The organism is Pseudoalteromonas sp. SR41-1, assembly GCF_014164015.1.
Taxonomy (GTDB): Bacteria; Pseudomonadota; Gammaproteobacteria; order Enterobacterales; family Alteromonadaceae; genus Pseudoalteromonas; species Pseudoalteromonas distincta.
In genome coordinates, this window is sequence record NZ_JACJEK010000020.1 from 50912 (window position 1) to 66223 (window position 15312).

Here is a 15312-nt window from a genome sequence, read left to right on the forward strand (position 1 = left end):
CATTTTATTAGTTAATTATACTTCTGCGGCTGTAATAGCCGCTTTTTTACGTTTGCGTGATTGATGGTAAGAGTCCCAACTAAAAATAGCCAGTGCACTCCAAATACATGCAAATGTTACTACACGCTCTGCATCAAACACTTCACCATAAAACACCACAGCTAGTATAAACATTAAGCTTGGCCCAATGTATTGAAAAAAGCCAAGTGTAGTATATTGCAAACGCTTAGCTGCACCGGTAAAACACAGCAGTGGTAATGTAGTTACAATACCTGCACTAATCAGTAGTACATTAGTATGCCAATCATTAGCTGGCAGGCTTGATGTTGCTGTAGGCACCATTAACCACCAATAAATAAGTGCGACAGGCAGTAATATAAGTGCTTCGAGTAAAATGCCAGGCAAGGCTTCAACCGGTAACTTTTTACGTAATAAACCATAAAGTGCAAATGATATAGCCAGTGAAAAGGCAACTACCGGAAACGAGCCAAAACTAATTAGCTGCAGCACTACACCGCTAAAGGCAAGGGCTACTGCTACGCCTTGGAACTTACGCAGGCGTTCGCCTAAAAAAAGCATACCCAGTAATACATTTAAAAGAGGATTTATGTAATAGCCCAAGCTTGCATCAAGCATGTGGTTATTATTTATAGCCCATATAAATAAACCCCAATTAAACCCAAGCAGTGCAGAGGTGATAACAAGCATAAGCAAAAGCTTAGGTTGAACGATAATGCGTTTAATTTTACCCCAATACCGTAAAACACTTACTACCAATACTAAAAACACAACCGACCAAATAACCCGATGCATTAAAATTTCAAAAGCAGAAACATGCTGAATCAACTTAAAGTATATTGGCGCAAGGCCCCACATTAAAAAAGCAAGACAAGCAAAAATAGCACCTTTACGCTGCTCAGTATCAATCGACATAATACACACTTAGTGATTTAAAAGGCCGCTAGTTTACTTGCCATACGCGTTTTATCCAACTAAATACGTGCCGGTTCCAAAAGCAATTTGAACAGACTGTTCGTTATGTAATTCCATTCTGCATACACATACTTTATTACCTGAACGAATAAGTGTTGCGCTGGCAGTAAAGCTCTCTCCTTTACCAGGGCGCAAATAATCAGTACGTAAGTCGATAGTCCCAAGCGTGGCTAATTTTGTTTGCACGCTTGTAATATCTAAATCGGTGAGTTTATCAATTACACTTGCTGCAGCGAGCATACCGCCTACATTATCAAGTACGGCTGAAATAACACCACCATGGAGTATTTTTTGCGCAGGATTACCAATTAGTACATCCTGCCACGGGAACGTAATTTTGGCCTGTTCAGGGCTTAACGACTCAACCGATATTTGTAAAAACTGGTTAAACGGCATGCCATTTACAAATAACGCGCCCACTTGTTCAATTAACATTTCTTTATTCATTATTATTCTCTATGTCAAAACAGGTAAGATGAGTAAAACATACATAGTGTAAAACTACGAGACTCCACTTAAATAATTTATCAAGTAACTCAGCTAAAGACATCTCACTAAAAAACCACTAAAATACCCGCCAATGAATACATCAACTCCACCTTCTAGCACCCTTGTGCGTAAACCCGAAACTGTCCTCAAACAAGTGTTTGGCTACAGTGTATTTCGCGACGGTCAAAAAGCAGTTATTGATGCCGCTATTAACGGTCAAGACTCGCTTGTATTGCTTCCTACTGGCGGCGGAAAATCGGTGTGCTACCAAATCCCTGCTTTAGTACTCGAAGGCGTAACCATTGTTATATCTCCGCTTATATCGCTAATGCAAGATCAGGTAACGCAACTGCAAGCTCTTGGGGTAAAAGCCGCTTACGTTAATAACAGCTTAGCACGAGAAGAACAGCAATTGGTGTATCAACAGCTTCATCAGGGGCAAATTAAGCTCTTATATGTGGCGCCTGAAAAAGTATTACAACACGAATTTTTAGAGCGTTTATCGCATTTAAATGTGAGTTTATTTGCTATTGACGAAGCGCACTGTGTGTCGCATTGGGGTCATGACTTTAGACCTCATTACTTTCGCTTAAACGAATTAAAGCAACGTTTTGCACATGTCCCAATGATGGCATTAACCGCCACCGCCGATAAAGCCACACGGTTTGATATAGTTGAGCAATTAAAACTACAACAGCCTTATATTCATACTGGCAGCTTTGATCGCCCCAATATTCGTTACACCATAGAAGAAAAATTTAAACCTATGGTGCAATTGCTTCGCTACCTAAAGGAGCAAAAAAGCCAAAGCGGTATCATTTATTGCACCAGCCGTAAACGCGTAGACGACATTGCTGAAAAGCTTGCAGATGCAGGACTAAACGCTGCCGCTTATCATGCTGGTATGAGTAACGAGCAACGACAATTTGTACAAACCGGGTTTGCCCGTGACGATATACAAATAGTGGTCGCAACCGTTGCTTTTGGTATGGGCATAAACAAGCCTAATGTGCGTTTTGTACTGCATTACGATATTCCAAAAAGTATAGAGTCGTACTATCAAGAAACTGGTCGAGCTGGGCGAGATGGACTTGCCGCAGAAGCTATAATGTATTTTGATCCAGCTGATATTGGTCGCGTAAGGCGCTTTTTTGAAGACATAGACGACGAACAACGCCGCCGCGTAGAAGAACAACGCTTTAACGCAATGGCAAGCTTTGCCGAAGCGCAAACATGTCGTCGTCAAATATTACTTAACTACTTTAGTGAATATCAACGCGAACCTTGTGGCAACTGCGATATTTGCTTAAATCCGCCAAAAAGTTTTGATGGTACGTTAGTCGCTCAGCAAGCACTTTCGTGTGTGTACAGAGCGGGACAACGTTTTGGACTTGGTTATATTGTTGAATTACTTCGCGGTGCAAACACGAGCCGCATCCGCGATAATAATCATCATGAGTTAAGTACCTACGGCATAGGTAAAGATAAAAGCAGTGAGTTTTGGCTCAGTATTTTACGCCAACTTATTCATCAAGGCTTACTTAGCCAAGATATAACACAAGGTGCGTCACTTAGATTAACCGAAGCCGCGCGTGTAATTTTAAAAGGTGAATACGCACTGCAATTAGCCGAGCCACGCCTGCAAGCCAAACACGTTTATCAAGATAAGTTAGCGCAATTTAATTACGACAAAAAACTCTTTGCTCGCCTGCGCGCACTTCGTAAAGAACTTGCTGATGCCGACGATGTGCCACCTTATGTAGTATTTAATGATAAAACGTTAGCCGAAATGGCGCAGCTTATGCCAACAAACGACAGTGAATTTTTAAAGGTCTCAGGTGTTGGTTTTACTAAGTTAAATAAGTACGGCGGCGAATTTTTAACGGCAATTCGACATTACCTAGCTACTAATTAAGAGCATTATGACCCAAATAGAATATGACCATACACACAAATGTATTTTGATTAATCCCATTGAGCTACCAAACGATGAAGACTTTGAGCTGTGGAGTACATTATTTTTACACTCAGACGAAGTAACACTCAACGAATATTCTGCTGGCGCCGATCGACATCAAGTTCGCTTTACCTATAATCATCAAACCTTTAATTTAAACTATGAGCATTACAGCCAAAGCATCTGGATTAATGCCGAAGGTCATGAAGCTGAACACTTACTCGCCGCTTTAGCATTTTATTTAAGCTAGCTTTTAATGCCTAGCGCATAGGTCGCTGCAAACCAGCTAGCTATTAACAAAAGTGAATATGAGTAACAATTAATTAATTTCAAAATCCATACCTTTTACTTACATTATAATAACAATGATGTAAGCTGATATTACGATAGTCATTTGCTACGTAGCAGTAAGAGGTTTAATGGTGAGCAAGAAATGGATAGCACAATGTTGTATTAGTTTAACGGTTTTAAGCTTTTATGTGCCTAAAACGTTCGCACAACAATCTTCAATGAAAACTGATAACTGCCTTGTAGAACAGACAGATTTAAGCACAAATAAAAACCTACGCCGAGAAGTTCAAGACAAAACAACCCTCACGCACAGTAACAGTAACGCAAAAATAGCCTCAATAAAGCTCAAGCAACTTAATGTATTTAATACTGAGCTTGAAGAGGAAAATAATGCACTATTTCGATTTGCTAACCGTGCTCATATTCAAACTGAGCCCGATGTAATCAATAACCTTTTATTATTCTCCCCTGGTGACAAGTACGACGCTAAAAAGCTCGCAGAATCTGAGCGTTTACTTCGTAAAGAAAGCTATTTATATGATGCACAAATTAATGCAACCGAAAACTGCGACGGCGACGTTAATGTAGAAGTGGTTACCCGTGATTTATGGACACTTTTACCAGAAGTGAACTTTAGTCGAAGCGGTGGAGAAAACAAATCGAGTATAGGTTTTAGAGAATCTAACCTGCTTGGGTGGGGTAAGCGTCTTTCTTTTTCGCGCACGACTGACAGCGATCGCAGCGGTTATTTATTTGTTTACGACGATCCTAATATTTTATCTACTCGCTACCGAGGCCGTTTAGAGTACGCCGATAACAGCGACGGCAAGCGCCATTTGCTTGAGCTAACCTATCCATTTTACGCAATTGACACCCCCTTTAGTTACGGTATTTTAAGCTATTCTGAGCAACGCGAAGAGTCATTATATAAACGCGGCGAAGAGTTTAGCGAATTTGATCAAACTACCGACTTAAACCGTGTATTTATAGGACACTCTAAAGCGCTTAATAATAATTGGACCCAGCGACTAACGTTAGGCTATACCGACGAGCAGCATACCTTTGAAGCTATAGACACCACATTTGCACCACTTGCCGATGACAGAAGCTTAAGTTATCCCTTTATAAGCGGCCATTGGTTTGAAGATAACTACATAAAAGTACGCAACTTCGACAGTATATCTCGCACTGAGGATTTAAATTTAGGTTGGAATATTAAAAGCTTAATTGGCTATTCAGATGAGTCCTTAAGTAATGACGACAGCCGCGCGGTGTATTCTTTTAACTTCAAAAAAGCCCACTTTACTAACGATAATACTTTATGGCGTTTTAGTGCTGATATTGATGGCTATTGGAATAAAGAACAGAAAAAACTCGAAAACTTTATGGCCACCAGCCAAGTACAATATTATTTAAATACCAGTGAAGACCAATCTTGGTATGTTAAAGCCCGCGTGCAATACGCCAAAAACCTGACTGCTGATCAACAGCTTACTTTAGGTGGCGAAACAGGCCTGCGTGGTTACCCGATGGATTATCAACATGGCGATCGCAGCTTTTTAGTTAATTTAGAAAAGCGCTATTACTGGGAGTACGATTTACTACAACTATTTAAAGTGGGTGGCGCAGCTTTTGTAGATGTAGGCAGAGCATGGTTTAACAATGAAGATAACGGTGAAAATGCACATGTATTGAAAAATGTAGGCGTTGGTCTGCGTTTGGCACCGAGTCGCGCAAACTCAGGAACCATGATCCACATTGATATTGCCGCCCCTGTTGATAGCTACGACGATGTAGACTCAGTCCAGTGGCTAGTAAGCGTTAAAAACACTTTTTAAATAATACAAACACGTTAAACTAATACCAATTGCATTAAATTGTTATGAAAGTTCAGGACCTAATGTGGAAATAATAGAAGTTTTAGAATTGTTTGCATCACAATATAAGTTAGTTGTAACTATAATCGCTATTTTGGTTTTCCCTCTTCTATTAAAAATAACCAAAAAACTACTCGAAAAAGCGATTAAAGGCAAAGTAGATTTACACCGAAAATACCGTGCAGAGCTTTTACTAAAAATTATACTCGCCTTTGTAGTACTGTGTTTGGTTTTAGTATTTTGGGGTATAGAGCTGCGTGGTTTATTGGTTTTAGGCTCTTCTTTATTTGCCATGTTAGGGGTAGCGCTTTTTGCCGCTTGGTCATTATTGAGTAATCTCACCGCATTTTTACTGATGTTTATTCAAAACGATTGCCGCGTTGGTTATTGGGTACGAATTATTGATGGTGCGAATCATGTTGAAGGGCGCATTGTTGAAATGGGCTTAATGAATGTAGTACTTGAACATATTGATGGGCACCGTGTAATTTACCCTAACAATTTATTTGTGACCCGTCCTGTCATGGTTTTAAATAAAGAACCAAAGCCAACTAAAACCCCTGTTATAAAGCGTATTATTGGTCCTAAAAAAACATAGTTTAAAAAGCATCGTTGATAAAGCAATGTCCACAAAAAAGCCGCAGTAAGTAATTACCTACTGCGGCTTTTTAATGCTTAGCTAAACAGAATTTAGTTTAGCTATTAGTTATTTAGTTCAGCTGTTTTAAGCTCGTCATCTAAATCATTTATCTCATCAATAAAGTTCTCTAGTTGCTGCTCTACTAAACTATTGTCGTTTGCAAAGTAAGCAAGGTGGAATACCGCATCACCTTCATTTACCAATGGCATCGTTTGCTGACCAATAACAATACCGCCTTTAGGCGCTAAAAGCTCAAGCTCAGAATCCCCTAGAGGGCTACTTATATATGCAAGCACTTGCCCTTTAGTTACATGCTCCCCTAGTGATACTTGTGCACGCACAATGCCATCAACCTCTGCACGTATCCAACTAGTCGAACCTGCAATAATAGGATCTGGTAACTTTTTAGGGCGCTTTCCACGGATCATTTTTAAATGGCGCATAACATAATCAACGCCCTGCACACCTGCCGCAATAGCGATAGGGTCAAAGCGTAGCGCTTCGCCTGCTTCATAAGTAATAACAGGTATACCTAAATTTGCGGCTTCACTGCGTAATGAACCATTACGAAGGGATGCATTTATAACCGCCGGCGTACCAAATGCTTTAGCCATTTCAGCGGTTGCTTCATCTTCTAAATTAGCGCGAATTTGCGGCAAATTAGTACGATGAATAGCGCCAGTATGCAAATCAATAATGTGAGTACAATGTACTGCCACTTGATTAAAAAACATATAAGCCATACGCCCAGCTAATGAACCACGTTCAGAACCTGGGAAGCTGCGATTCATATCGCGTCTATCTGGTAAATAACGCGATTTGTGAATAAAGCCAAACACATTCACAATAGGCACAGCGATTATTGTTCCGCGCAATTGGCTTGGATCTATTTTAGCAAGTAACTGACGCACAACTTCTACACCATTTAGCTCATCACCATGAATAGCCGCACACACCATAAGCACAGGGCCTTCCATTACACCATTAACCACTTCAATAGGAATATTAAGTGGTGAATGGGTGTAAAGCTTAGCTGCTTCTAAGGCAAGCGTTTTACGCTCGCCTACGCCTACATTTTCTCCTAATAAGGAAAAAGGACGGTTAATTTTAACCTTTGCCACGTGTTGCTGTTCCTTTACTTGAGGCATTTTTTTCGATGAAATCAATTACCATACCTGCAATATCTTTACCTGTTGCTATTTCAATGCCCTCTAAACCCGGTGATGAGTTAACTTCCATCACAAGTGGCCCTCGAGATGAGCGAAGTAAATCAACTCCCGCTACATTTAAGCCCATTGATTTAGCCGCTGCTACTGCCGTTTTACGTTCCTCTGGAGTAATGCGAACTAATGTAGCGCTACCACCACGGTGAAGGTTAGAGCGGAACTCACCTTCTTGTGCTTGGCGCTTCATTGCTGCGATTACTTTGTCGCCTAGTACAAAACAACGTATGTCTGCACCACCCGCTTCTTTAATATATTCTTGAACCATAATATTGGCTTTTAAGCCCATAAACGCTTCAATAACACTTTCAGCTGCTTTGCGTGTTTCAGCAAGTACAACACCAATGCCTTGTGTGCCTTCAAGTAATTTAATTACAACAGGTGCACCGCCTACCATTTCTAGTAAGTCTTTTACGTCATCGGGTTTGCTGGCAAAACCTGTTACTGGCATACCAACGCCTTTGCGCGAAAGTAACTGAAGTGAACGTAATTTATCGCGCGAACGAGAAATAGCGACTGATTCGTTTACAGGATAAACACCCATCATTTCAAACTGACGAAGTACCGAACAGCCATAAAATGTAACCGATGCACCAATACGCGGGACAATTGCGTCAAATTCTTTTAAGTTTTCACCGCGATAGTGAATTTCTGGTTGCTCAGAGTTGATATTCATATAACAACGCAATGCATCAATCACTTTAACTTCGTGGCCGCGTGCTTCTGCTGCCTCAATTAAGCGACGTGTTGAATATAGCTTTCTGTTACGAGATAAAATACCGATTTTCATAGTTAAACCTTACGACCTAATAGTTGAGATAAAGCCGGGTCAACGACTATACGATTTTCCATGGCTGTACGCCCTAATAACATTCTAAACTTCATTGTTGCACGGCTTGTTAAAGTAAGCTCGATAGGCCAGCTATGCTCGCCTGCATGTAATGTAGTTTCTATAAAGTAGCGTAGCTCTTTTTGCCCACTTGAGCTGGTTACGTACTTCATTTTTTTAACTTTTGCATTGCAAGTGACTTGCGTTTGTTCATCATCTTGCAGTGGTTGGGCCGTAAATTTAACCCATTTTTCTGAGTCAACTTCGTATTCTTCAATGTTAATTGCATGAATACATGAAGTGCGAGCGCCAGTATCAATTTTTGCTTTTATCTCGTTAATACCAAGCTCAGGTAAACTTAACCACTCACGCCAACCAACTGTGATCTTTGCTGTCATAAATGTGCCCTTAATAAAAAAGTGACTTATACGCTACAGACCAAAAAACACCAACGAAATAAATTTATCTAGTCGATTAGTAAATTAAATTGATCTTTTTAAGCAACTGGTCACACAATGCACGCCTTGCTAAGCCGTACTTTAATGCCACTTTGCTCAACACAGAGGCTCTGCATATATTTTGCTATTTAAGCTTAACTTATTAAAAGTAAAGGTAAGCCTGTAAGCAACTAAGTAGATACACTATAGTTAACAGTATTAAAAATACACTATTATGAGAACTAATTATGATTAATGGTTTACTACATGCACTTGTACTTGATGGACAAGGCGGCGCTCGTCCTATTGGAAGCACTAATGAGCTAAATAGCTGGCAACCAAGCCAAGGTAAACTTTGGGTGCACATGGATTATAGCCAAAGTGAGGCAGTTGAATGGCTCAAGGCACAGCCTCATTTAAACGATTACGAACTAGAGTCTTTAATTGCTGATGAAACACGCCCACGTATTACGGCTACAACTAACGGGCACATGTTATTTTTACGTGGTGTAAATTTAAATCCAGCACAAAGCCCTGAAGACATGGTTTCAATTCGTTTATTTATTAGCGAAGACATTCTTATTACTACCCGTAAGCGCCGTTTATTATCGGTGCAAGATACGCTCGCCTGTTTAAATGAAAATAAAGGCCCATGCAACATTTCTGAATTAGTGTGCTCTATTACACAAAAATTAACCTCACGTATGCAAAGCGTTATTGACTCACTAGATGAAACACTCGACGAGTTTGAAGAAGAAATAGATGAACCAAGTAAAAAGTTTGACAACCAAGGCTTATCACAATTGCGACGCCAAACTATTGCCTTAAAACGTTATTTAAAACCGCAAAAAGAAGCCCTTAGCTCAATGGTAAATAACCACTACCTATGGTTATTAGATGACGATAAAGCAAAACTTAATGAAACCACTAACTTATTAATTCGTTATCTTGAAGAGCTAGATAGTTCGATTGAGCGTGCGCAAATTATTCAGCAAACAATCACTAACCAAGTTTCTGAGCAGTTAAACCAGCGAATGTATGTTATGTCTGTAGTGGCAGCACTTTTTTTACCACTGGGCTTTTTAACGGGGCTTTTAGGTGTAAACGTAGGAGGTATTCCTGGTACAGAGAGCCCTTATGCGTTTAGTGCTTTTGTCATATTTTTAATTGTGCTTACTGGCGGTATTGGTGTGTATTTTAAAAATAAAAAATGGCTGTAAATTAAAACGCATATTTAATATGGCCACTCAATTGAGTGGCCATAATTAAGTGGCTACTTAGTTTGTTTGACGGGTATAAGTAACATTAGTCATTGTTACTTTTGATTGGGTAATGCCTAAATCTTCAAAGCAATTTTTGAATGAATTAGAGTTACCTGCTTCACCGCATTTATCTAGAGTATTTGGATCTTGAGACTGTAAGTAGTTACCAAACTTAAAGTAAGATTCAGAATCATCTTCTACAGGAATACCAAACGAATTACCTAGTGCACTTACATCTACATCGCCGTAATTATTTACCACTCGCAAGTTAAATGACTCACCGCTTGTAATAGTACCTAGCGCAAATTTTTCTTCATTGCCACTGGTATTACGCAAACGAACATAGACATCAAAAATGCCATTACCCGCTACGCTGTCGTTAAAACCTGATTCATCAGTATCTGAAACATACACTTTAGAAATAGTTCCAGTATCGCTGGCGTGGTGCTGTGAAATAATTGTTTTACCGCCATCAGACATTTCAACTTTTACAGTTGCTTCAAATACTTCGTAAGACTGTGTCATGGCAACACGCAAGCTTTCTTTTACCTTGTACTCATGACGCCAGCCATTCCCGTTAGGCGTAATATGCTGTGCCTCCAAAGGTACAAACACTAACGTACTATCGTTAACTAACGGGTTAGGGCTATCCCCTTCTAAATCAAAAACACTACCACTTGTAATGCTGCTTGGAATCGTTGTACCGTCTCCAGATCCTGCACCATCATCAGTGCCACCGCCATTATTACTGCCCTCAACTAATGTAAAATTATCAAAGCGTACATCACTTGAGCTATTGTAATGCTTAGCAAATACTTGCAGTGAATTGGTATTCGCTGAAGTAAACGTTTTAGTTACCTTAGTCCAAGACGATACATCAAAGGTTTTGTTTTTAAATAAACCGTTTAAGTCGTTAACCCCAATCTGCCCTTTACCAAGTACATAAGCACTTAACGTATATTCAGTGTTTGGCTGAATATTTACTAATTGATAAACACGTGCAGGACTACCCTGAATTTTTAACGATTTAGATCCGCTATATGCATCAGATGAAATAGCCGCTGGCTCAGTTTCGTTCCAACTACTAAAACCGCTTTCAAAGCCAGGGTTATTAATAGTTGCAGCGTGAGATAACGCTGAGGTTGCAGTAATTGCAGTGCAAATAAACAATTTCTTGTGGTTAATCATTATCTTTATTCCTTTAAACCTGAACATAAAAACAACCTAACTACTTAGGTTAGTGAAATTCACTAACACTTAGATCTTACCGCTATACAGGTTTTTAATTGTGTATGAATAGTAATGGTAATTTAAATGGCAAATAAAACTTACCAATCAACATTACCAAAAAGCATGCCCGAAGGCGGGGTAAAGGTTATATTTATTGTTACCAATATGTCAACACAGTGTGGTACAGCAAATAAGTATTACTTACATCTTTATTACCACTTAAAAACAAATTTAATTTTCAATTTAATCAACACATTAGATTTTATTAAGTAACGAATTAATTTTTAAAAATAAATTTTAATTTCAGACATAAGTACTAAAAAATAAATAACACTGCTTACCAATAATTATGGACAATATTAATTTAGTATGAATAAAAAATAAAAATAGAGATAAATTAAAGACTAATTTCAAATTGGTAATAACCAGATTTAAATTGGTAATGTACATTTTTGATTTATATAGAGGCTAATGAGCGTATTTAAAGCTTAAACAGGGAGTAAAACTAAAAAAAGGCGAGCATTGTTAAATGCTCGCCTTTACTATTTTTCTAATGCTGGGTAATTAATTACTCTTGAAAGTAAGTGCCCCAACCGTCGTATTCAACATCGCACTCAACGGCTAGTTGCGCTAGCTTATCAACGTCTTCCATAATAACGTCTACGTCTAGCTCAGCTTCAACTACAATGTCAAAGCTCCAAATTTTACTGCCATCTTCAAGCTCAAGCTCTGCTGGCTCTTCAACATCGTAGCCTAATTTAAAAGCAGCCAATGCAGCTTGCTCTAGTTTAGGGAAGTCTTCACACACAAAATGGTGTTCTACTTCATAAAGTATTTCAGGATCTGATCCATCTTCTAGTAGTGAACTTACGATGTCTTCACTTATTTCACGCCAGTTTTCCATTATTTTTCTCTCACTTGAGCATCTAATTCAGTTATTTTAGCAGCCATAATGCTATGCACGCTTTTAGCATGCTCACGCGCGCTAATTTCTTTATCAAGCGGTATAGGCGCTAACATTTCGATGTAAATTGTACCATTATCCCAACGATTTAGCTTAATGGTTTTATGTGTTGTATTCATACATACCGGAATTATGGGTACATCTGCGCTCATTGCGGTGTGAAAAGCACCTGTTTTGAACGGTAGCAACCCTCTTCCATAGCTTCGTGTGCCTTCTGGAAACATCCATACAGATAAGCCATTATTTTTAATTTTTTCGGCTGCTTTGGAGATAGTTCCCGCTGCTTTGGAGCGATTCGATCTGTCTATTAATATATTACCCGACAACCAATAAAGCTGACCGAAAAATGGGATCCACTTTAAGCTCTTTTTCCCCAAACTTACGCAGTTTTTAGGCACCATTGCAGGCACTGTAAATAAGTCGTAGCTATTTTGATGATTAGCAACATAAACTGCAGGGCCTGCATCAATTGCATCTTTATGACGTGTTAAAACTAATTTAACGCCAATCATTTTAGCCATTGAGCCAAACCAGCCCGCTATAATATGTACATTATTGGGATGAAATGGTCTTACAATCGAAAGTAATAAACCAAAAATACAACTGAATAATATAAACATCAGCATAATAAAAACGCGTATAACAGCTAGCAAATGAGTTTCTCCAAAGATCAATTATGATTATTATAGCGTTATTTTGTGACACAGACGAGTCAATAGCGCACAAGTGTACGCTGAAATATGCAAGCTCTTTACTTTAAAACAAAAACGGCCTGCAAATGCAGACCGTTTTTATTTATACAAAAAAGTAATTGGTTACTCTTCGTTAATGGCTTCTATTGGTTCATCATCTTGTGGGGTTAGCTCAACAACGGCTTCGTCAACACGCTGTAAGCCGCGCGGTAGTTTATTACCCCTACGCCCTCGCTCACCATGATAATGCTCTAAATCAGATGGTTTAAGCGTTAGTTTACGCTTACCAGCATGAAGCGTAACACTGCTTCCTTGTGGCACAACAGCAAGCACTTTTACAAACTCTTCACGGGCTTGTACTTTAGCTCCAGGAATAGAAATAATCTTATTCCCTTTACCTTTGCTAAGTTTTGGTAAGTCACGTAGCGGGAATAAAAGCATGCGACCTTCGTTAGAAATAGCCATACAGTAATCACTAGCAACATCGTTCACCCTAATAGGAGAAAGTAATATTCCACCCTTAGGGACACTTACCAGCGCTTTACCATTTTTATTTTTACTCACTAAGTCTTTAAAGTCGGTAATAAAGCCGTAACCTGCATCTGACGCCATAAGCAATACTTGCTCGTCTTCACTCATTACCACGTGCTCAAAATTAGCACCTGGTGTTAAGTTAAAACGACCTGTCATTGGCTCCCCTTGGCTACGCGCCGAAGGTAGACTGTGCGCATCAGTTGCAAACGCCCGCCCTGCTGAATCTAAAAATACCGCAGGTTGATTACTCTTACCACGAGCAGAGGCTCTAAAGCCGTCACCTGAGCGATAATTTAAGCCTTGTACATCTAAGTCATGACCTTTACCAACGCGTGCCCAGCCTTTGTCTGATAGCACAACAGTAACTGACTCTGACGGAATTAAATCTTTTTCGTTAAGTGCTTTCGCTTCTGAGCGCTCAATCACTGGCGAGCGACGATCGTCACCGTACATTTCAGCGGCTTCTTGAATTTCTTTTTTAAGCAGTGTCGACATACGACGTTCTGAGCCCAAAATTTGCGCTAATTTATCACGCTCTTTGGCTAGTTCATCTTGCTCACCGCGAATTTTAAACTCTTCAAGTTTTGCTAAATGACGAAGTTTTAATTCTAAAATAGCTTCTGCTTGCGTATCAGTTAAATCAAAGCGCTCCATTAATACAGGCTTTGGTTTGTCTTCGCTGCGGATGATTTCAATCACTTCATCGATATTTAAAAAGGCTGCTAATAAACCTTCTAAAATATGCAAACGTGCTAATACTTTATCTAAACGATACTGCAAACGACGACGCACTGTTTCGCGTCTAAATGTTAGCCACTCACTTAAAATACAGCGCAAGTCTTTAACTTGCGGGCGACCATCTAGGCCTAGCATGTTTAAGTTTACGCGGTAATTTTTTTCAAGATCGGTGGTTGCAAATAAGTGCGCCATTAATGGCTCAGCTTTAATGCGGTTTGAGCGCGGAATAATTACAATACGCGTTGGATTTTCGTGATCTGACTCGTCACGTAAATCAGCAATCATAGGTAATTTTTTAGCGTTCATTTGCGCTGCAATTTGCTCAAGTACTTTACCACCTGAACATTGATGCGGCAGCGCTGTAATAACAATATCGCCATGCTCTTCGGTGTAAACCGCACGCATTTTGATAGACCCACGACCGGTTTTATATATTTTATGAATATCGGCTTTTGGGGTAATTATTTCAGCATCTGTTGGGTAATCTGGTGCATGTACAAGCTCAAGTAATTCTTCAAGCTCTGTTTTTGGTTTATCAAGTAATAAACAACATGCGCTAGCCACTTCACGTACGTTATGTGGCGGAATATCTGTTGCCATACCTACGGCGATACCCGTTATACCATTGAGTAAAATATGCGGTAAACGAGAAGGCAATACTACAGGTTCATCCATGGTGCCATCAAAGTTTGGCGTCCAATCAACAGTGCCTTGGCCAAGCTCTTTAAGCAGAACTTCAGAAAACTTAGATAAACGCGCTTCGGTATAACGCATTGCTGCAAACGATTTAGGGTCATCTGCCGCACCCCAGTTTCCTTGTCCATCTACCAAAGGATAGCGATAAGAAAACGGCTGCGCCATTAATACCATAGCTTCGTAACAGGCACTGTCGCCGTGTGGATGGTACTTACCAAGTACGTCACCCACTGTACGGGCTGATTTTTTGTACTTAGCGTTAGCTGACAAGCCCAGTTCGCTCATCGCATAAATAATACGACGCTGTACTGGTTTTAAACCATCACCTACATGCGGTAGGGCACGATCCATGATTACGTACATGGAATAATTTAAATAGGCGTCTTCGGTAAAACGCCCCATTGTTTGTTGCTCAATTCCTTGCATTAGCAAGGTATCTGTATCACTCATTAAAGCTTAC

14 protein-coding genes are annotated in these 15312 nt (G+C 39.7%); 5 read left to right on the top strand and 9 right to left on the bottom strand.

The genetic code is table 11. The annotated features are described in order from the left end of the window. Positions 1–15 precede the first annotated feature (15 nt). Together rarD and H5118_RS16455 are read right to left on the bottom strand one after the other, a co-directional pair. On the bottom strand, positions 16–933 hold the full coding sequence (gene rarD / locus H5118_RS16450; RefSeq protein WP_039488332.1) for an EamA family transporter RarD: 918 nt from the start codon (positions 931–933) through the stop codon (positions 16–18). Positions 934–984: 51 nt separating this feature from the next. Beyond that, positions 985–1440 (bottom strand): thioesterase family protein, encoded by a 456-nt coding sequence (locus H5118_RS16455; protein WP_024596241.1) that lies wholly within the window; start codon positions 1438–1440, stop codon positions 985–987. A gap of 133 nt (positions 1441–1573) precedes the next feature. On the opposite strand from H5118_RS16455, the gene recQ reads away from it, so the two are divergent. From recQ to H5118_RS16475, 4 genes are all read left to right on the top strand, one after another. Next, a complete protein-coding gene (gene recQ, locus H5118_RS16460; protein WP_182749531.1) occupies positions 1574–3397 on the top strand; it encodes a DNA helicase RecQ in 1824 nt (607 codons plus the stop codon). Between the two features lie 7 nt (positions 3398–3404). After that, the gene (locus tag H5118_RS16465) at positions 3405–3689 is read left to right on the top strand and encodes a DUF3630 family protein (RefSeq protein ID WP_002961372.1); all 285 of its coding nucleotides are present in this window, start codon (positions 3405–3407) and stop codon (positions 3687–3689) included. A 169-nt stretch (positions 3690–3858) separates the two neighbouring features. After that, positions 3859–5568 (top strand): BamA/TamA family outer membrane protein, encoded by a 1710-nt coding sequence (locus tag H5118_RS16470; protein WP_182749532.1) that lies wholly within the window; start codon positions 3859–3861, stop codon positions 5566–5568. Between the two features lie 64 nt (positions 5569–5632). Further along, positions 5633–6205 (top strand): mechanosensitive ion channel domain-containing protein, encoded by a 573-nt coding sequence (locus H5118_RS16475; RefSeq protein ID WP_138489650.1) that lies wholly within the window; start codon positions 5633–5635, stop codon positions 6203–6205. Between the two features lie 104 nt (positions 6206–6309). Here H5118_RS16475 and H5118_RS16480 read toward each other — a convergent pair whose 3' ends face one another. Genes H5118_RS16480 through H5118_RS16490 form a run of 3 tightly spaced genes read right to left on the bottom strand, consistent with a single transcriptional unit; the run spans position 6310 to position 8697 of the window. Then, the gene (locus H5118_RS16480; protein ID WP_002961978.1) at positions 6310–7368 is read right to left on the bottom strand and encodes a succinylglutamate desuccinylase/aspartoacylase family protein; all 1059 of its coding nucleotides are present in this window, start codon (positions 7366–7368) and stop codon (positions 6310–6312) included. After that, positions 7355–8260 carry a 30S ribosomal protein S6--L-glutamate ligase gene (gene rimK, locus H5118_RS16485; RefSeq protein WP_002961977.1) on the bottom strand — a complete coding sequence of 302 codons (906 nt, stop codon included), beginning with the start codon at positions 8258–8260 and terminating at the stop codon, positions 7355–7357. Before rimK ends, H5118_RS16480 begins: the two co-directional genes overlap by 14 nt. 2 nt (positions 8261–8262) lie before the next feature. After that, complete coding sequence (locus H5118_RS16490) at positions 8263–8697, bottom strand: ATP-dependent zinc protease (protein ID WP_002961974.1); 435 nt, start codon at positions 8695–8697, stop codon at positions 8263–8265. A 287-nt stretch (positions 8698–8984) separates the two neighbouring features. On the opposite strand from H5118_RS16490, the gene H5118_RS16495 reads away from it, so the two are divergent. Further along, positions 8985–9956, top strand: coding sequence for a zinc transporter ZntB (locus H5118_RS16495; RefSeq protein WP_024605062.1), 972 nt, complete (start codon positions 8985–8987; stop codon positions 9954–9956). A 57-nt stretch (positions 9957–10013) separates the two neighbouring features. Here the strand turns inward: H5118_RS16495 and H5118_RS16500 are convergent, their stop codons facing one another. The 4 genes from H5118_RS16500 to parC all read right to left on the bottom strand — a co-directional run bounded on the left by H5118_RS16500 (position 10014) and on the right by parC (position 15302). Next, on the bottom strand, positions 10014–11186 hold the full coding sequence (locus H5118_RS16500) for a polysaccharide lyase family 7 protein (RefSeq protein ID WP_024605063.1): 1173 nt from the start codon (positions 11184–11186) through the stop codon (positions 10014–10016). A gap of 610 nt (positions 11187–11796) precedes the next feature. Then, entirely contained in the window at positions 11797–12132 is a 336-nt protein-coding gene (gene rraB / locus H5118_RS16505) for a ribonuclease E inhibitor RraB (protein ID WP_002961968.1), read from the bottom strand. Further along, a complete protein-coding gene (locus H5118_RS16510) occupies positions 12132–12845 on the bottom strand; it encodes a 1-acylglycerol-3-phosphate O-acyltransferase (protein WP_149603218.1) in 714 nt (237 codons plus the stop codon). The genes rraB and H5118_RS16510 overlap by 1 nt, the downstream gene beginning before the upstream one ends. Positions 12846–13007: 162 nt before the next feature. Continuing rightward, positions 13008–15302 (bottom strand): DNA topoisomerase IV subunit A, encoded by a 2295-nt coding sequence (gene parC, locus H5118_RS16515; protein ID WP_002961963.1) that lies wholly within the window; start codon positions 15300–15302, stop codon positions 13008–13010. Positions 15303–15312 lie beyond the last annotated feature (10 nt).